The sequence below is a fragment of the Nocardia sp. NPDC057440 genome (genome assembly GCF_042802915.1).
Classification (GTDB): Bacteria; Actinomycetota; Actinomycetes; order Mycobacteriales; family Mycobacteriaceae; genus Nocardia.
Genome location: NZ_JBHVDF010000009.1, coordinates 236,698 through 253,832 on the forward strand (window position 1 = coordinate 236,698; position 17,135 = coordinate 253,832).

A 17,135-nucleotide genomic window follows, 5' to 3' on the forward strand; every position below is an offset into this window, starting at 1 on the left:
GTTCCGGGCGTGGGGAGTCAGGGTTGGCCGGCGTTGGTGTTGGCCCAGGATTGAATGTCGCCTCGGTCCAGGGCCAGTGCCAGGAGGTCGGGGAATTTATTGGGGGTGCAGGCGAAGGCGGGGACGCCGAGGGCGGCCAGGGCGGCGGCGTTGTCGTGGTCGAAGGCGGGAGCTCCTTCATCCGAGAGGGCCAGCAGGACTACTACCTGGACGCCGGATTCCTTCATGGCGTTGACGCGGCGGAGCATTTCGTTGCGGATGCCGCCTTCGTAGAGGTCGGAGATGAGGACGAACAAGGTGTCGGCGGGGCGGGTGATGAGCGACTGGGAGTAGGCGATGGCGCGGTTGATGTCGGTGCCGCCGCCGAGTTGGGTGCCGAACAGGACGTCTACGGGGTCCGCGAGTTGTTCGGTGAGGTCGACGACTTCGGTGTCGAAGACGACCAGGGACGTCTTCAGCGCGCGCATCGAAGCGAGGACCGCGCCGAACACCGATGCGTAGACCACGCTGGAGGCCATCGAGCCGGATTGGTCGATGGCCAGCACCACATCACGACACACCGCCTGCGCTTTGCGGCCGTAGCCGACGAGGCGTTCGGGCACCACGGTGCGGTGTTCGGGCAGGTAGTGCGCGAGGTTCTTGCGGATGGTCCGATCCCAGTCGATATCGCGCAGGCGTGGGCGGCCGATGCGGGCGGCGCGGTTCAGCGCGCCGGAGACGGCCGCGAGAGTGTGCGCGGCGATGCGCTGCTCGATCTCACGCACGACCTTCTGCACCACCATTCGCGCTGTCGCCTTGGTGGTTTCGGGCATCACGCCATTGAGACTCAGCAGCGTGCCGACCAGATGGACATCGGGCTCCACCGCTTCCAGCAGTTCGGGTTCCAGCAGCAGCTGCGTCAGGTTCAGCCGGTCGACCGCGTCGCGCTGCATGACCTCCACGACCGTGGAAGGGAAATAGGTGCGGATGTCCCCGAGCCAGCGAGCGACTTTCGGCGCCGAGCCGCCCAGGCCCGCCGCACGTTTGCCCGACGACGTGGTGTCGTCGGTGTTGTAGAGGGCCGACAATGCCGCGTCCATCGCTTGGTCATCGCCGGACCCCAGGCCGCCGAGGCTCGGCTCGGCAGCGGTGCCGAGCACCAAACGCCAACGCCGGGAGTGTGTTTCATCGATGTCATTCATCCAGGTACTCCGGGGAAGTCGATGGTCCGCGTTCGTGTGGTCACGTAGTTCGAGGTGCTGATGCCCGCGCAGGAGGTGTTCGCACCACGGACATTGCGCTGCGAGGGTTCATCCGGCGGCGTCACGATGGTTCTGGTGCCGCTCGTGGATCGGTTGTTGTGAGCGGTCGTTCGAGTGTCGCCCCTGGTTTGGGTGTCGTAGGTGGGTCGGGTGCTGGTTCTGGTGCCGCGAGCGCACCGGGTGTTGTGAGCGGTCGTTCGGGTGTTGCCCGTGGTTCGGGTGCTGGGAATGGTGGTTCGGTTGTTGCGAGCGGGCCGGGTTTTGTGCGGGATGATTCGGGCGGCGTGAGTGAGCCGCGTGTCCCGGGATCGTTGTGGTGCTGAGGACTTCATCCGGCGACTCCCAGAATCTCGGCGACCGTGTGCATGGCGATCAGTCCCCGGTCCACATCGAAGGATGTGCTGTCGGTGTTGTCGGTCCGGAGTGCGCCGCCGTCGCGGACGGCTTGGCCGATGGCACGGCGTTCTCCCGATTCGAAAGCGCCGAAGGTGCGGCGCAGCAGGGGGAGTGTCTCGACGAACTGGTCGTCGCCGAGTTCGCGCAGCCACTCGTCGATGAGGCGCAGCAACTCTCGGTCGTGGACGAGCAAGAGGCCGCGTCCGCCGAGAAAACCGTCGATCCAGGCGGCCTTCGCTGCGGCGGTGTTACCGATCGACAGTGCGGCGGAAAGCCTTCGCGCGGAATCTGTTTCCTCGATGACGCCCGCGTCGCAGAGCAGCCGGACCGCGCGGCCCACCAGCGCGCCGTGGACATCGTCGCGGTCGGCGAGGCGGTGCAGCGCCGCGAGCCACTCCTTGGTGGCCCAGCCGTCGTCCCTGGTGTGGATGGCGGTGTGGGCCGCGTCGAGGAGGCCGCGCAGTTGCTCGGCGGCGTCGGCGTCCAGCCCGGTCACCGCGCCGGGGAGGCCCGCGCAGATGCGCACCAGCAGACCGTCGGCGACGTGAACGAGCGCCTTCGTGTCGGTGCCGCGCACATCGCCGTAGCGCAGGGTGCGGACCAGACCTGGTAGGGCGGCGAGCAGGTGGCTCACGTCGTGATCCAGTGCCGCAACCGATTCCAGTCGGGAGATGAGGCCGTCGGTAGCGCCGCCGAGGTCGGCCAGCAGCGCCGTTTCCAGCGCGGCGGTGAGGTCGGCGACGGTGCTGCCGTCGCGGTTGGCCAGATCGAGGATCTTCGACTCGGCGGCGGTGCGGATGGTGGTGCCCCAGCGCGAGGCCTCGATGATCGAGACCGCGAACTCCGGTCGCCATTCCAGCGTCCAGGTTTCCCGGAAGGTGCCGGTGCTGCGCACCTCCCCGGTGGTCGGTGTGCCCCAACCGATGCCGAGCAGGCGCAGCCGATGCAGCAGCCGGGAACGATCGACCTCCCGTTCTTTGCGCAGGTCCAGATCGAGCGTCCGCGATACCGCCTCCTGCTTCATGCGCAGTGTTCTGATCTTGGCTCGCAGATCGGCGTCGAGCGGCACGGTGGGGGTGCCCTCCGGCACGGCGCCGAGCGCCTCGCCGACGACGAGTTCGGCGGCGATCAACCGGACCATCGTCTCGTCGCCCGCGCACATCACCGAACGCACCGCCTCGGTGACCTCCGAAAGGCCGGCGAGCGGACGGTCGCGCAGCACGGCGAGAGTGTCGGCGAGCCGGACGGATTCGATGATGTGCGCGCTCGAGACCGGCAGGTCATGCGCCCGCAGCACCCCGGCCACCTTGGTGAGCCAGCGGGCGATGGGCTGCTCGGTCTGAGTGAACAGATGGTGATACCAGCCCGGCGAGGTGATGCCCGCGCCATAACCGGACGCCGAGGCCAGCCGCGAATGCGTCCACGGCACCCAGGTCACGGTGGCTTTCACTTTCGGTAACCCCTTGAGCAGCCGCGTATCCGCTGCCGCCGGTCCGAGCTTGCCGACCAAGGCGGGCGCATGCCACGCACCGCAGACCACCGCGAGCCGTTGCGCTCCGTCCTTGAGCGCCTTGCGCATCGTCTGCCGCATGTACGCCTCACGCCGCAGCGTGTGCTCGTCGATCGCGACCGGCACTCGTGGCGCGATCTCCGTTTCGACAGCGACCGAGCCGTTTCCGGGTGCGTTGCCTTCGGCCGATTCCCCGTCGCGGTCGGTCCGGGCGCCGAGCGTGCCCGCGGCGGCGGCATCGCGGATCGCCCCCATCGCTTCCGTGATCGCCTCGAAAGCAGTGGAGTCGGCGGCCGATTCGACCACCGCATCCCACCAGCGTTCGGCGTCGTCGTATCCAGCGGCAGCGGCCAACTCGGCGAGCGGGTCGATGTGATCACCGGGTTCGTCGTCGCGGGCGAGCACGGTAGTGGCGGGCAGGTCGCAGAACCGCACGGCCACACCGTGTTCCACCGCATACCCCAGCGCCTGCCACTCCGGGGAGAACACCGCATATGGCCAGAACGCCGCCTTCGCCGGCGTGTCCGGCACATAGGCGAGCAGCGCCACCGGCGGTGCCATCCCGTCAGCGGCAACGTAGCCGACCAGCGGATCGGCATCCGCCGGACCTTCGATCAGGATCGCATCGGGCCGGAACGCCTCCAACGCCGCGCGCAGCGACTTGGCCGAACCAGGCCCGTGATGACGAATGCCGAATACTCGAGTCACTGGTCCGTCGCCGACCTGCGATGCGTCGCCGTGGGCGTTGGTGTTCGCGTGTCCGTTGGTGTCAGCGCCTGGATACGTGTTGATCACGGTGCTACCCCTTGTTTCCGCGCCGCGCCCGCCGGGCTGTACGCACCGATTTCGTGCGGTTGCCGGCATGAGGCATCCGTGTGGTTGGTGGTATCCGGGTGTGTGTCGGCGTATGTGTGAGTCACCCTGCTACCTCGGGTCGAATTTCTCTGTCCGTGTGCGCATCCCGGCCGTCGCGGAACCGAGCTGCGCCGATTCGGCGGTGTAGCTCACCCGTTCACGTCGCGGCAGGCGCGGTAGAAATCGGACCAGTCGGGGCGTTCACGGACGACGGCTTCCAGGTATTCGGTCCAGACGACGGCGTCGGAGACCGGGTCCTTGATGACCGAACCGAGGACGGCGCCCGCGATGTCGGAGGCGCGCAGGACGCCGTCGCCGAAGTGCGCGGAGAGGGCGATGCCGTTGGTGATGACCGAGATCGCTTCGGCGGTGGACAGGGTGCCCGACGGGGACTTGAGCTTGGTGCGGCCGTCGGCGGTGATACCGGAGCGCAGTTCCCGGAAGATGCGCACGACGCGGCGCACTTCCTCGGCGGCGGCGGGAATGGTGGGCAGTTCCAGCGCGGAGCCGAGTTGTTCCACGCGACGGGTGACAATGGCGACCTCGTCGTCTTCGCTGGCGGGCAGCGGCAGCACTACGGTGTTGAAGCGGCGGCGCAGCGCCGAGGACAGGTCATTGACGCCGCGGTCGCGGTCATTGGCGGTGGCGATGACGTTGAAGCCCTTGGCGGCCTGGACCTCGGTGCCGAGTTCGGGGACCGGCAGTGTCTTCTCCGACAGCACGGTGATCAGCGCGTCCTGCACATCCGAGGGGATGCGGGTGAGTTCTTCGATGCGGGCGATCGCGCCGCGACTCATCGCGGTCATCACCGGCGAAGCCACCATCGCGCCTTCGCTCGGCCCTTCTGCCAGCAGTCGCGCGTAGTTCCAGCCATAGCGGATCGCTTCTTCCGCGGTGCCGGAGGTGCCCTGCACCAGCAGTGTCGACTCGCCGCATATGGCGGCCGAAAGATGTTCCGAAACCCAGGTTTTGGCGGTGCCGGGCACGCCGAGCAGCAGCAGCGCCCTGTCGGTCGCCAGGGTGGCCACCGCGACCTCCATGAGCCGGCGCGGGCCGACATACTTCGGGGTGATCACGGTGCCGTCGTCGAGCGTGCCACCGAGCAGATAGGTGACCACCGCCCAGGGCGACAGCCGCCACGAGGGCGGGCGCTGGCGGTCGTCGATGGCGGTGAGCGCCCGCAGTTCGTGGGCGTATGCCTGTTCGGCGTGGGGGCGCAACAGGTCCGGTGTGGTGCCTTCGGTGGACACGGCGGTGCTGGTCACTGCAACTCCTCGAGCATCATCGAGCGGTGGTTGAGGTCATGGGCGAGTTGGTTGAAGGCCTGCTCCCAGGCGGGATCGTCGCAACGGCGGGCCACCACGGTGACCGCGGGGGCCGCGACGAGCGGCAGGTGTGCGGCCGCCGCGGCGAGCAGCGACCGGTGTGCGCTCGGCGTCGCGCCGTGTGCGCCGGGGCGGTTGGTCTCCGGCGGCTGGTACGCGGCGCGCGCACGTTCGAACAGCAGCAGAATCAGATGCTGGGCCAACGGTTCCGGCCATGGGTGCCCCAAGGCTGGCAACAGTGCCTCGATCTCCGAGAGCCACGATCCGTCCAGCTGCAGCAGGTGCGTGGTCCGGTCGGCGAGCGGCAGCAGCGCGAAGAGTTCGCGGCGCCGCAGCATGGCGAGATCGGACGGCACGCCCGCGTTGAACAGGGCGCGGGCCCACGCCGGATCGTGCTGCGCCAGTGTGGCATCGACCCAGCCGTCGAAGACCGGCTGCCGGAACCGGTCGGCGATGGCGGCCTGCGTCACCTGCTCCGGTGTGGCCGGGTTATTCGGCCTACCCAGCGCCGCCTCCCAGTGTGTCAGCGGCGTCGCGGCGACGAGCTGGCGGACGCGGCCCGCGGTCACGTCGGGTCCGCCGCCCCACCGGTAGGCGAACTCCACCGTGCGATCGGCGATGCCGTCCCGGTGATCCGCGGTGTCGAGTGCGTCGGGCAACTCGATGGTGAGATGCATACGGAGCGCGCGGTTTTCGGCAGGTACCCAGATCGTTTCCAGCCACTGAGTCGCGCGCCGTGTCATCCGATGGGCGAACGCCGAGTCGGGCAGCAAGGTGAGCAGTCCGGCGGCGGTGCGCCGGACGTCGGCGCGGCGATCGTCCAACGCCGTCTCGAGCAGCCCCTCGTCGGCCGCCGAAATCCCCTCGGCGAGGACGGCGAGCAGCTCCGCTTTCAGCGGGCCGGACTCCTTCGGCCATGCCGCGGTCAGCGCCGCGAGCGCGGCGGCCGCGTCGCGGCGGCGCAGATCGGCGAGCCAGTCCCGCCGCTCGGGTGGCCTGCCGAACTGCCATACCTCCGCAGCCGGAGTTGTCGCACCGTGCCGCACCAGGTTTCGCCACTCCGGATGCTGTAATGCCAACCAGCGACCGCGCGCGCCGGTCAGGCGCACGAGGGGTTCGCGCAGCTCGGCGTTCGTCTTCGCGTGTTCCAGTAGTAGTCCGCACAATGCATCGGGGGCGCGGTAGTCGTACGGCGCGGCAGCGGCGAACCATTCCGGCAGAAACGGTGACCGGTCGGCCACCATGCGCGACAGCCGGGAAGCCGCGAGCCTCGGCAGTAGTCGCCGGGTGTCGTCCTCGGCGGGTTCGGGCGGGGTCGCGGTGCCCGCCGCCACTGCGCCCCGCGCGAAAGTGTCTCGCAGTGCGGCGGATTCGAGCAGCAGCAGTGCAGGCTCGGAGCGCAGCTTGGCTGCGGCGGCCGCGACCGGTGGATCGAGCCGGGCCGGGTCGGGGGCGCGGCGCGCGGTGCCCAGCAATGCGACGGAGGTCAGGTCCGCGGCGTTCGGCGACTGGGTGGCAGCCGAATTCCTGGCGCTGCGGGCGGTGAGTCCCTGGCCGCTCACGTCGACGACTTCGCCCGCGGTGAACGCCGAGATCGGGACAAGGCCATCGGCAGTCCACTCCGCGGCAAGCGTCACCGGATGACCGCCGGACACGCCGAGTAGCCGCCACGGCTGTTCGATCGGCACGACAGGAACCGCCGCACCGCCGGATTCGGCTATATACCAACCATTTTCGGTGGGAACCGGCACGACGTCGGTGAGCAGGACCGGGCACGACCGCAGCCACGGATCCGCGCCGAGCGCCCGCGCGTGCGCATCGAGCGCGGCGGCGATGCTGCCGCCTTCGGCCGCGACGGGCAAGGTGGTGAATGGTTCCGCGGCGCCGTGCCGTTCGCCCCACAGTGCGCGCAATGGCGCGGCCCCCGGGTAGTAGTGCAGGTGCGCCGCTGCCATCATGCCGGGTGCGGGCACCTCCGCGGAGAAGCTCGGTGCGCCGAACGAGTGCTCGACGAGCAGCGCCCAGCGCCGGCTTTCCCTGCCGTAAAGCCAGCTGCGCCGCGTGTAGAGCCGTTCCTCCTCGCTGGTGCGGACACCGAGCACCATCCAGCTGTCGCGCACAGCAGGCTGGTCACGCACGCTCTCCGCCGGTGCGGGATAACCGATGTGGGAGCGAATGCTCGCCGCCAATGCGGGCGACATGTCGTCGATGCGTCGATGCGCGGCGACAAGCAGGTGCAGCCGCGCGAATTCACGCAGCACAAGGTCCGGCCAATCCGCGCTGGTCACCACCGTGGCAGGCAGTTGCCGCAGCGCCGAGGCGATGCCGGGCGCTTGCGCGTCGACCATCCGCGCGGCGATCGCCTCGAACGCCCCGAACGACCGATCGCTCTGGGCGAGCCCCGTGCGTACCTGATCGCCGAGCCAGATATCGAGTTCCTCCAGCCCCGCGGTCACTCGCACCCGCCGTTGCTCGGCCGTGGCCGGATTCGGCGTGCGCGTGGCGGTTTCACCGGCAGGTTTCGCCGCAGCGCGAGTGGCGCGGCCGGTGATCCAGTCGGCGGCGAAATCGGCGATCTGCGCCGAGCCTTCGATCGTCCCGCCCGACCAGCTCAGCAGCAGTGACAGCGCGTGCTTGCACGGGAACTTGCGACTCGGACACGAGCACTTATACGCCGGACCGGCCAGATCGACGATCGTTTGATACGGCTTGGCGCCGCTGCCCTTACAGAGGCCCCACAGCGCGGTGTCGCGATACCCCGCGCCGTGCCAGCGCCCGGCGAGCTTTCGTGCGGCCGACAGCGAGCTCGCATCCGGCGCCAGCGCACTGACCTGTTCCTCGGTCCACGGCGCCGTCATCGGGCGGCTCCCGCTCGGCTCTGCGTCATGTGTTCCCCCGTTTCTCGGTTGACCGGATTTCTACCGCAGCCCTCCGACAAGTGCCGCGCTACCCATGGGTTTTGCCTGGAAATCGCTGTGTAGCCGAAAAATTCGAGGCACATGTGACTTGCCTTACCGGTCGGTTTCTGTCATTCTGTTCTGTTCGGCTCGACCGAGCCACCCGCATCGGGTGAGACACCATCGAGCTGCCCGCCGGGGTTGGCGAGGGGTGGACATCGAGCGCATTCCCCTGCCGCTCGATGGCCATACCAGCCCCGCGGGCAGGTTCGAACCCCCCATCAGCGCCTTCGGACCGTGCGGTGGGCGAATTCGACACGATCGGGTAGCGTTTCGCACAGCTTTCGACAGTGACGCCGGGCCCTGGGGCGCCAGGACGCCGTTCGGTGGTGGAGGGGGTTTCGCATGCGCACGGATCCCGATGCCGACCCGGCGACGGAAGCGGTGCCGCGTCTCACCGAGGTGGTTGCCCGCAGACTTGCTGCCGATCCCACGGTCACCGCCGATGTGGCGCACGCGGTGTTGCAGGCACTCGGCACCGAGTCTCCCGACCGCACAACAGATTTCGAAGATTCGGGGATATTCCTGCGCACTATCCGGGTGCGCGGCTTCCGTGGCATCGGACCCGAGGTATCGCTCGAGCTGCCGCCGGGTCCCGGATTGACCCTGGTCGTCGGACGCAACGGCAGCGGCAAATCCAGCTTCGCCGAGGCCGCGGAGCTGGCGCTGACCGGCGGCAATCGCCGCTGGGACGGTAGGTCCGCCGCTTGGCGGGAGGGCTGGCGCAACCTGCACGAGTCCGAATCCACGCGCATCGAGCTGGAATTGCTCACTACGGGAAGCGATTCCGAGCTCACCATCGCCAAGGAATGGACACCGGAGGCGGAGCTCGGCGCGGCGCGCTGGACCGAACAGCGACCACCCGGCCCGCCAACGGATTTCGATGCCGACCGCTGGTCCGGGCTGCTCGACCTGTACCGCCCTTTCCTGTCCTACAGCGAGCTCGGTGCGCTGGTCGACGGCAAACCCAGCGACCTCTTCGACGCGCTGCACCAGCTGCTCGGCCTCGACGAACTGACTATGGCGCAGGAGCGGATTCGCGCCCGCCGGCTGGAATTGGAACGTGTGGTGCGGGATTCGCGGCAGCAGCGGCTCGGGCTGGTCGCCACGCTCGAGTCGGTGGCCGACGATCGCGCGATCCGGCTAGCGGGTCTGCTGCGCCCCGCGCAACCGGATCTCACCGCGATCGGCCGTGCGGTGTTCGGCTCCGCCGACGATCCGTCCGGACCCGCGGGCCTGCGCGCGATCGTGCGACTGGCCATCCCGTCCAACGCCGAGGTGGAGGCGGTGGCCAAACGCCTGGAGCAATCCGCGACCGTGTTGGCTCGCGATTCCACCGCGGACGCCGAAGCCGACCTGCGGGTGCTCGAGCTGCTGCGCAAGGCGCGCGATCATGTTGCCGCCGGAGGTAGCTGCGGGTGCCCGGTCTGTGGCCGCGGGGAGCTGGACGACGGATGGTCGCGTGCCGCCGATGATTCGATCGCCGCGCTGACCGCACGGGTCGATGCGCTCGCCACCGCGCGCGCCGATCTGCGTCGAGCTCTGCGTGCGGCGCGGGCATTGCCGCAGCATGTTCCCGCGGAACTGGATTTCGACCCCGGCTACCCGCCCACCGTGGACACCACAGCGGTGCGCAGGGCCTGGTCGGACTGGTCCGCGCTGAGCTCGGCCGAGTACATCGCTGAGCTGCCCGACCAGTTGCGCTGTGCGCATGCGCGGCTCGTCGACGAACTCGATCTGCTGCAACAGGGCACCCGCAAGGAACTGAGCCGGATCGACGAGGTGTGGTCGCCGCTGGTGCCCCGCCTCGTCGGCTGGCTGGACGGAGCTCGGCGGGTGGCCGCGCAGGCGGGCGTCTTGCGCACGGTCCGGCGGGCCGAGGACTGGCTGAAGTCCGCGACCGCGGGGTTGCGCGGCGAGCGTATGGCGCCGCTGGAGACGACGGCACGCTGGGTCTGGCACTCGCTGCGGCAGCAGAGCAATGTGGAACTCGGCGCAATCACGTTGCAGGGCAATGCCGGAACCGCGCGGCGCGTGCTGCTCGATGTCACCGTCGACGACGTCGACGGCGCGGCGCTCGGCGTGATGAGCCAGGGCGAGCTGCACGCGCTGGGGTTGTCGCTGTTCCTGCCACGCGCGACCGTCGAACAGAGCCCGTTCCGTTTCGTCATGATCGACGACCCGGTGCAGGCGATGGACCCGGCGAAGGTGGACGGGCTGGCCAGGGTGCTCGCCGTCGTCGCGTGGACGCGCCAGGTGATCGTGTTCACCCACGACGAGCGACTGGCCGAGGCCGTCCGCCGCATGCAGCTGGACGCCTGTGTACTCGAGGTGCAGCGGCGCGAGCGGTCGGTGATCGAGGTCAGGATGGCAAGCGACCCGGTGCGTCGCTACCTCGATGACGCGCGCTCGCTGGCCAAGACCCCGCAGCTGCCGCAAGCGATCGCCGATGAACTCGTCGCCACCTGCTGCCGCTCCGCGGTGGAGGCGGCCAGCCTGGCGCGGGCCAGGCGCATGCTGCTTGCCGAAGGCATGGATCATCGCGAGGTGGAGCGCTACATCGAGGGCGCGCAGACCACCCGCGCGATGGTCGCACTCGCGGTGATGGGCGTGTCCGGGCGCGTCGACGATCTGAACAAACACCTCGCCCGCGAAGGTAAATGGGTGGTGGACGCGCTGCGCGACGCGACCGCGGGCGCGCACGTGCCGATCGGCCGCAGTATGCGCGATCTGATCGCCGACACCGAGAAGTTCGTCGCCTGGCTCCGCACATGAGTGCGCAAGACAAGCCGCGGCGGCGGCCGGGCCGTCACGGTCCTGCGCGTCGATCGGGTGCCGGCCGTCCGCGCGCACTGCCTCGGCCGACCGTCGCCGAGCGATTCGATGCCGTCGACCGGCTGCTCGACGGGTCGGTGACCGATGCCGACGGGCTGTGGTCGCGCGCGACCGTGTGGATCCTGCGCTTGGCCCTCGAACAGTGCGTCGACGAATTGTGGGCGCGGGTCGCTCCAGAGCTGGCGCGCTGCCCGATGCGCGCGCAGCTGCTGGCATTGCGCGTCTTCGCAGGCTCCGAGACTGCCGCGCAGGTCGCGACGGTATGGGCGGCGCTGTCGCGGGCCGCTCATCACTACGACTACGAGCTCGCGCCCAGCGTCACCGACCTGCGCCGCTGGCGCGAGCAGACCGCGGCGATCGCCGCGGCGCTGGCCAGTGCGGACGTGCGATGACGGTGTCGGCGGACGTGGCCGAACAAGCCGGATGCGGTCTGGACACCTCCGGCCCTTTCTGGAGCCCGGAGTGATATCGAGTGCGCCGGGCTTGCACGATGTGGGGATGGGTAGAACCGAGGTGTGTCCGTGCAAACGCGGCGAGCCGTTCGAGCAGTGCTGTGGTCCCGTGCTTGCGGGGGAGCGGCCCGCGGCGACCGCCGAGGCGTTGATGCGGTCGAGATACACCGCGTTCGCGATCGGCGACACCGAATACCTTCGGCGCTCGTGGCATTCGAGCACCCGGCCCGCGGATCTCGAGCTCGATCCCGGGCAGCGGTGGCTGTTCCTGGAGATCGTGCGCACCGAGCGCGGCGGTCCGTTCGACGATGTCGGCGTCGTCGAGTTCCGCGCGCACTATCGGGCCGACGGCGCCCGCGGATCGTTGCACGAGGTCAGCAGGTTCCGCAGGGAGGACGGCGCCTGGGTCTACCTGGACGGTGTCATCGAACCATGACCGGTAGCGTGCCCCTCATGGCACGAGTCGCGATCGAATACTGCACCCAGTGCCGCTGGCTGCTGCGGGCGAGCTGGATGGCGCAGGAACTACTGAGCACCTTCGAAACCACCCTCGGCGAGGTCGCGCTGATCCCGGGATCGGGCGGTGTCTTCCGGATCACCGTGGACGGCGAGCAGGTGTGGGAGCGCAAGGCCGACGGCGGGTTCCCCGATATCGCCGTCCTCAAGCAACGGGTCCGCGACCGGGTCGAGCCGGATCGTGATCTCGGCCACGCCGACAAGCGCGACTGAGCTCGGTCCCGCCGCGGATCGAGCCGGACGCGCGTCAGGCGCAGCAGCCGCCCCCGCAGCAGCCGCCGCCCGAGGGACGCGGCGCCGCAGCGGGCTGTGTTGTGCCGCCGCCACCCCGGCTGACCGTGGCAAACGTGGTGAGCAGCTTGACCGTGTCGTCGTGACCGTGCGGGCAGGCGGCCGGATTCGAGGACTCCGCCATCGGGCGATTCACGTCGAAGGTGTCGCCACAGCTGCGGCACCGGAAGCTGTAGCTCGGCATCGCTCCAGCGTAGCGTCCCGTAACCGTTAGGTGCGTCTTGCCGCCCCGCTCGTGGGGTGGACGTACTCTCGAAGCAGAGATCACGAAGAACCGGACCCGGGCGGAGCAAATTCGCAGCATTCCGACCGGGGTCGTGGGTAGGAGGTGCGGACGATGAGCACTCAGTTCGAGATGGAACCGAGCTCGGATGTGGACGGCGCCGCGCCTGTCGCACGAACAACGTCGGGGAACGTGCGCGGTATCTGGGACGGCAGGGTCGCCGTATGGCGCAGCATCCCGTACGCGGCCCCCGTCGCGGGGCCGGACCGGTTTCGGCCGCCGATGCCGCCGCAGCCGTGGGACGGGATTCGGGATTGTGTGGCATTCGGGGATATCGCCCCGCAGACCATGGGCCCCATGGTTCCCGTCGATTCGGAACTTCGGATGGGCGAGGATTGCCTCTGGCTGAATGTCTGGGCGCCGCCGCACGCCACCGAATCAGGTGAACCACGGCCGGTGCTGGTGTGGCTGCACGGCGGTGCGTACTGCCTGGGCACCGCGGCGCAGGGCATCTACAACGGCCGCAAGCTGGTCGAAACCGGCGACGTCGTGGTGGTCGGCGTCAATTACCGGCTCGGCGCACTCGGGTTTCTCGATCTGTCCTCGCTGTCGGATGCCTTCACCCCCAACCTCGGTCTGCACGATCAGATCGCGGCGCTGGAATGGGTGCGCGACAATATCGCTGGATTCGGCGGCGACCCCGGCAATGTGACGCTGTTCGGTGAATCGTCCGGGGCCGGGTGTGTGACGGCGCTGCTGACCTCGCCGCGTTCGTCCGGCTTGTTCCACAAGGCCATCGCGCAAAGCCCGCCCGCGACAACGGTATTCGGACACGAACGGGCCGCAGGCGTCGCGCGGCGATTCCTGGAACTGCTGGAATTGCCCGCATCGAGGGTAAGTGAACTGCTCGACTGCCCGCTCGAACGGATCGTGACCGCGGCCGGGGTGCTGCTCGACGAGATTCCGCTGAAAGAACCGGGCAGGCTGGCCGCGGCCCCCGTCGTCGACGGCACCCTGCTCCCCACCTACCCGATCGACCGCTTCCAGCGCGGGCGCTCACACCGGATGCCATTGATGATCGGGACCAACAAGGACGAGGCCTCGCTGTTCCGGGTGTTCCGTTCGCCGATCATGCCGGTGACGCCGGACGCGGTGAACGCCATGCTGCGTGATGTCGCGGCCAATCATCCAGAGATGTCGCACGAGCGGATCGCCGAAATCACCTCGGCCTACCCCGATCTCGACAAGACCCGGGGCGCGCTCGCCATGTCCACCGACGCGGCGTTCCGGATGCCCGCCCACTGGGTGGCCGATGCGCATGCCCAGCACTCACCGACCTGGATGTACCGCTTCGACCATGCGACGCCGATGTTGAAGGCCGCGCGCGTCGGTGCGGGCCATGCCACCGAATTGCCTTACGTATTCGGCAATTTCGGCACCTTCAACCATGACCCAACCTTCTGGCTCGGTGGCCGCAAGGTGGCCACCGAGGTATCCGGCCGGATGATGCGCCGCTGGCTGGCCTTCGCCACGCACGGCGTTCCCGCGGCGCTGGACGGCTCGAAACACTGGCCGCCCTACCGCCCGTCGAATCGCACCACTCTGCTGATCGACGCGATCGATCGCGTGGTGGACAACCCCGACCGGGACCTGCACACCGCGTGGGGTGAGCAGGCCGTCGGTTTCAGCTGAGCTCCCCGATCCGCGCCACGATTGCCGCTATCACATCAACCAGCTTTCGGGTGGATTTCCTTCGTAGCCGAAGTCCGGGTCGGCGAAGAAGTCGTCGGCCGGGTCGATCGACCATGACCCGGCAACTGGATCGTGATCGATAGTGGTCGGCGCTGATTCCGCTGATGGTGGAGTGGACGGGATTCGGCGGGTGACGCGACGAGCGAGCCCTTGTGAACGCACGGCGGCTTCGCTGTCTATCTGATGAAGCCGGTGCCGGACATTACGCATCGCTGTGGTGTGCGCGTCGCGAACGTGGTCCATGTCATTTCGCCAGTTCATCACTGCTCTCCGGGTCGTTGGCGGCTGGTACGACGACGCTGGACGCCACCGGTGTAGGCCCAGCCTGCCGCGGCTTCGCGGTCGGCATTGCCATGGCAGGCATGGCAGTTGGGGCTGTGCCTGCGCCGTCGGCCGCACTGGATGCCGGGGAAGTAGAGCCCTGGGGCTGCGCGGGGGTCGTGGCAGGGGGTGCTGCTTTGGTGGGGTTCCCGCTGCCCTCGATCGCACCGTTCGGGTTCGAGTTCTGGCTCGGGCTTGGGCTCGGGCTAGGGTTCTGGGTCGGGCTCTGGTTCGGGTTGCTCCCGCTCCCGTTGCCGAGGTGCTCGGCAGGCTTGGCATTCCCGCCGTTGCCGTGTCCTGGGTCGAGTTTGGTGTTCTCGTGGCCCGGGGCGGCAGCGTTGGCCGCCTTCTCGGCTACATCGATACCGCTGCTGATGTTGGTGATCGCCTTGGAAACCGCGGATGACGCGGTATCCACGATTTTCGCGCCGACGTCGACGACCTTCGCGCCGATGTCGACGACTTTCCCGGCCACATCGACGACCTTTCCGACCGTAGAGACCGCGCTGTCGACCGCGCCGATGATCGCCTTCGCATCCGCGACTTGGTTCTGGATCGCGGGTGTTCCGGTCGCTGTGTTGGTCGGGGTTCCCGTTGGGGTGCCAGTGGGGGTTCCGGTCCCGGCCGGCGCGGTGGGTGTTCCGGTTGGTGTGCCTGTCGGTGTGCCTGTCGGTGTTCCGGTTGGCGCGCCCGTTGGTGTGCCTGTCGGCGTTCCAGTGGGTGTGCCTGTCGGTGTTCCGGTTGGCGCGCCCGTTGGTGTGCCTGTCGGTGTTCCAGTAGGGGTCCCGGTCCCGGTCCCGGCGGGAGCGGTCGGGGTACCTGTGTTGAGGTTGCTGCCGGACATCAGACCGAGCGCGTTGGGATTTCCCGGATTCTGGCCCTGGGGCTGTGTTTCCAGACTCTGCGCGATCGGGTAGGGCGATCGGTCGATGGTGTCGAGCTTGGAAACGATCTGCTCGTAGAAGCCGGACACGGCGGTGGCGGTGGCCTGGCAGAGTGTCACGAATTCCCCGACCTTGGCGTCGATCGCGGGCACGAACACCTCGTTCAGCCAAGCGGCGCTGTATTCCCCGGGATCCCCGTCCGCTGGGAACCCGGGCAAGATGCCACGCACCAGGGCCTGCTGGGATTCGAGATCTTCGACCAAACCGAAATCGCCACGGGCATAACGAATTATCTGCTCGACATCGTCGACTGATCTACCGTCGACGGTTTCCGGTGTGAAGGCGGTCTGGCTGATGTCGGCCTTCTCGCGCACGCTGGCGAGGATGTTCTCGATCGCGGCATCGATCATGTCCGCCGTGTCCGCGAGCTGATCGAGATCCTGGGTGGCTCGGCTGTCGATCTCTTCGAGGAACTGGACCGCGTTTATTCCGGCGCCCTCGGGCCAGGCCGTGCCGAGCTGGTTGGATCTGTTGGACTGGATGTGTGCCTCGTCGCGACTGCCCTGCACCGCGACCCGCAGCGCGTGTGCGAATCCGCTGAGGCCACTGAGGTCCAATTCTCGCTGCGAGTCATACAATTCGGTCAACGAGGTGACGTCGTGTCCCTGCGACCTGGTTCCGGTCCATGTTCCATACGGTTCCAGAAAGAGCTGGAAGTAACGCAGGCCGGACAGGCCACGGTCCAGGATCGGATCCGCGTCGAGACTGTTGGAACCGTCGATCATGCCGGGATGCCGGCCTCGGCCTGGGCGAACCGGTTCGCACTCGACTGATCTTGCTGCTGGTACGCGGCGGCTGCGACACCCAACGCCGACCCGCCGGCGCTGATGGACTGCCCGTACATCGCAAGCACGTTCGCGATGTCGGTGGCCGACCGGGCGATTCGATCACCCCACTGCCGGTAGTCTCGGCCGGCGTGTGACGGATCAACCGTAACCGCAGTCGTTTTCACGGATACGGCATGATCGAGCACGACATTGGCCGAAGTGCACAGTTCGTTTCCGATACCGCGTAATGCGGCTATATCGACCGAGGTCATCGGTTACCCCCTGAGTAGACCGGCATGGCCATCGAAGGACTCTGGTCGCGATACATCACGAGTCCACCCCACTTTCCGCAATGCTTCCGTCCGAGCAGATCTCGGCACATACCCCTGCAGCGAGTCGAGCTCGTCCGGCTGCGTCAAGAGCCTCTGGACAAGCCCTCCAGGCTCTTCCCTCTATGAACATTCGACGGCGGAGATCGGGATCCGGTTCCCGTTGGCCTGCGCGAAATATTGTGATCCACGACACAAGATTCGCGTCGCGCCGCTGGACCGAGCCTTCTCGAAAACTGTAGCGCTGCTATGGAACCGATTTACGGGTCGTTGCGTCCATACGTGTAGCAGAACCAGATCCCAAGAGGCGCCGCGGTCGTGACCGGCTGATGCGAGTCTCCGAGGCGAACGGTGCTGCACACGGGCCGGTCGGCCGCACGCGAGCCCGGCCGGTACCTCGACCGAACCAAGTGGGGATTTC

Annotated in this window: 13 protein-coding genes; 5 read left to right on the forward strand and 8 right to left on the reverse strand. The window is 68.2% G+C overall.

What is annotated here, in order from left to right:
- Positions 1-17 precede the first annotated feature (17 nt).
- From ACFU4Z_RS20630 to ACFU4Z_RS20645, 4 genes are all read right to left on the reverse strand, one after another.
- Positions 18-1,181 carry a VWA domain-containing protein gene (locus tag ACFU4Z_RS20630; RefSeq protein ID WP_379065258.1) on the reverse strand — a complete coding sequence of 388 codons (1,164 nt, stop codon included), beginning with the start codon at positions 1,179-1,181 and terminating at the stop codon, positions 18-20.
- Positions 1,182-1,569: 388 nt separating this feature from the next.
- A complete protein-coding gene (locus tag ACFU4Z_RS20635; RefSeq protein ID WP_379065260.1) occupies positions 1,570-4,011 on the reverse strand; it encodes a DUF5682 family protein in 2,442 nt (813 codons plus the stop codon).
- Between the two features lie 140 nt (positions 4,012-4,151).
- Positions 4,152-5,267 (reverse strand): AAA family ATPase, encoded by a 1,116-nt coding sequence (locus tag ACFU4Z_RS20640; RefSeq protein WP_379065262.1) that lies wholly within the window; start codon positions 5,265-5,267, stop codon positions 4,152-4,154.
- Positions 5,264-8,185: a DUF5691 domain-containing protein gene (locus ACFU4Z_RS20645; protein ID WP_379065264.1), complete on the reverse strand. Its 2,922-nt coding sequence runs from the start codon at positions 8,183-8,185 to the stop codon at positions 5,264-5,266. Before ACFU4Z_RS20645 ends, ACFU4Z_RS20640 begins: the two co-directional genes overlap by 4 nt.
- 444 nt (positions 8,186-8,629) lie before the next feature.
- On the opposite strand from ACFU4Z_RS20645, the gene ACFU4Z_RS20650 reads away from it, so the two are divergent.
- The 4 genes from ACFU4Z_RS20650 (at position 8,630) to ACFU4Z_RS20665 (ending at position 12,300) form a co-directional block, all read left to right on the forward strand.
- Positions 8,630-11,059, forward strand: coding sequence for an AAA family ATPase (locus tag ACFU4Z_RS20650; protein WP_379065266.1), 2,430 nt, complete (start codon positions 8,630-8,632; stop codon positions 11,057-11,059).
- Positions 11,056-11,511: a hypothetical protein gene (locus ACFU4Z_RS20655; RefSeq protein ID WP_379065267.1), complete on the forward strand. Its 456-nt coding sequence runs from the start codon at positions 11,056-11,058 to the stop codon at positions 11,509-11,511. Before ACFU4Z_RS20650 ends, ACFU4Z_RS20655 begins: the two co-directional genes overlap by 4 nt.
- Positions 11,512-11,617: 106 nt before the next feature.
- A complete protein-coding gene (locus ACFU4Z_RS20660; protein WP_379065269.1) occupies positions 11,618-12,007 on the forward strand; it encodes a YchJ family protein in 390 nt (129 codons plus the stop codon).
- 17 nt (positions 12,008-12,024) lie between these two features.
- The gene (locus ACFU4Z_RS20665) at positions 12,025-12,300 is read left to right on the forward strand and encodes a SelT/SelW/SelH family protein (protein ID WP_379065271.1); all 276 of its coding nucleotides are present in this window, start codon (positions 12,025-12,027) and stop codon (positions 12,298-12,300) included.
- 34 nt (positions 12,301-12,334) lie between these two features.
- On the opposite strand, the gene ACFU4Z_RS20670 is transcribed toward ACFU4Z_RS20665, so the two are convergent.
- Positions 12,335-12,562, reverse strand: coding sequence for a zinc ribbon domain-containing protein (locus ACFU4Z_RS20670; RefSeq protein WP_379065273.1), 228 nt, complete (start codon positions 12,560-12,562; stop codon positions 12,335-12,337).
- A gap of 153 nt (positions 12,563-12,715) precedes the next feature.
- Here ACFU4Z_RS20670 and ACFU4Z_RS20675 point away from each other — a divergent pair, with 153 nt between their 5' ends.
- Positions 12,716-14,293 (forward strand): carboxylesterase/lipase family protein, encoded by a 1,578-nt coding sequence (locus ACFU4Z_RS20675; protein WP_379065275.1) that lies wholly within the window; start codon positions 12,716-12,718, stop codon positions 14,291-14,293.
- A gap of 30 nt (positions 14,294-14,323) precedes the next feature.
- Here ACFU4Z_RS20675 and ACFU4Z_RS20680 read toward each other — a convergent pair whose 3' ends face one another.
- The 3 genes from ACFU4Z_RS20680 to ACFU4Z_RS20690 are packed head-to-tail and all read right to left on the reverse strand — an operon-like array spanning position 14,324 to position 16,657.
- The gene (locus ACFU4Z_RS20680) at positions 14,324-14,614 is read right to left on the reverse strand and encodes a hypothetical protein (protein WP_379065277.1); all 291 of its coding nucleotides are present in this window, start codon (positions 14,612-14,614) and stop codon (positions 14,324-14,326) included.
- On the reverse strand, positions 14,598-16,343 hold the full coding sequence (locus tag ACFU4Z_RS20685) for a hypothetical protein (protein ID WP_379065279.1): 1,746 nt from the start codon (positions 16,341-16,343) through the stop codon (positions 14,598-14,600). Before ACFU4Z_RS20685 ends, ACFU4Z_RS20680 begins: the two co-directional genes overlap by 17 nt.
- Entirely contained in the window at positions 16,340-16,657 is a 318-nt protein-coding gene (locus tag ACFU4Z_RS20690; protein ID WP_379065281.1) for a hypothetical protein, read from the reverse strand. The genes ACFU4Z_RS20685 and ACFU4Z_RS20690 overlap by 4 nt, the downstream gene beginning before the upstream one ends.
- Positions 16,658-17,135 lie beyond the last annotated feature (478 nt).

Coding starts and splice junctions, on each gene's coding strand:
- ACFU4Z_RS20630 (WP_379065258.1), bottom strand. CDS start 1,181: ATGAATGACATCGATGAAACACACTCCCGGCGTTGGCGTTTGGTGCTC.
- ACFU4Z_RS20635 (WP_379065260.1), bottom strand. CDS start 4,011: ATGCCGGCAACCGCACGAAATCGGTGCGTACAGCCCGGCGGGCGCGGC.
- ACFU4Z_RS20645 (WP_379065264.1), bottom strand. CDS start 8,185: ATGACGGCGCCGTGGACCGAGGAACAGGTCAGTGCGCTGGCGCCGGAT.
- ACFU4Z_RS20650 (WP_379065266.1), top strand. CDS start 8,630: ATGCGCACGGATCCCGATGCCGACCCGGCGACGGAAGCGGTGCCGCGT.
- ACFU4Z_RS20655 (WP_379065267.1), top strand. CDS start 11,056: ATGAGTGCGCAAGACAAGCCGCGGCGGCGGCCGGGCCGTCACGGTCCT.
- ACFU4Z_RS20660 (WP_379065269.1), top strand. CDS start 11,618: ATGGGTAGAACCGAGGTGTGTCCGTGCAAACGCGGCGAGCCGTTCGAG.
- ACFU4Z_RS20665 (WP_379065271.1), top strand. CDS start 12,025: ATGGCACGAGTCGCGATCGAATACTGCACCCAGTGCCGCTGGCTGCTG.
- ACFU4Z_RS20670 (WP_379065273.1), bottom strand. CDS start 12,562: ATGCCGAGCTACAGCTTCCGGTGCCGCAGCTGTGGCGACACCTTCGAC.
- ACFU4Z_RS20675 (WP_379065275.1), top strand. CDS start 12,716: ATGAGCACTCAGTTCGAGATGGAACCGAGCTCGGATGTGGACGGCGCC.
- ACFU4Z_RS20680 (WP_379065277.1), bottom strand. CDS start 14,614: ATGAACTGGCGAAATGACATGGACCACGTTCGCGACGCGCACACCACA.
- ACFU4Z_RS20685 (WP_379065279.1), bottom strand. CDS start 16,343: ATGATCGACGGTTCCAACAGTCTCGACGCGGATCCGATCCTGGACCGT.
- ACFU4Z_RS20690 (WP_379065281.1), bottom strand. CDS start 16,657: ATGACCTCGGTCGATATAGCCGCATTACGCGGTATCGGAAACGAACTG.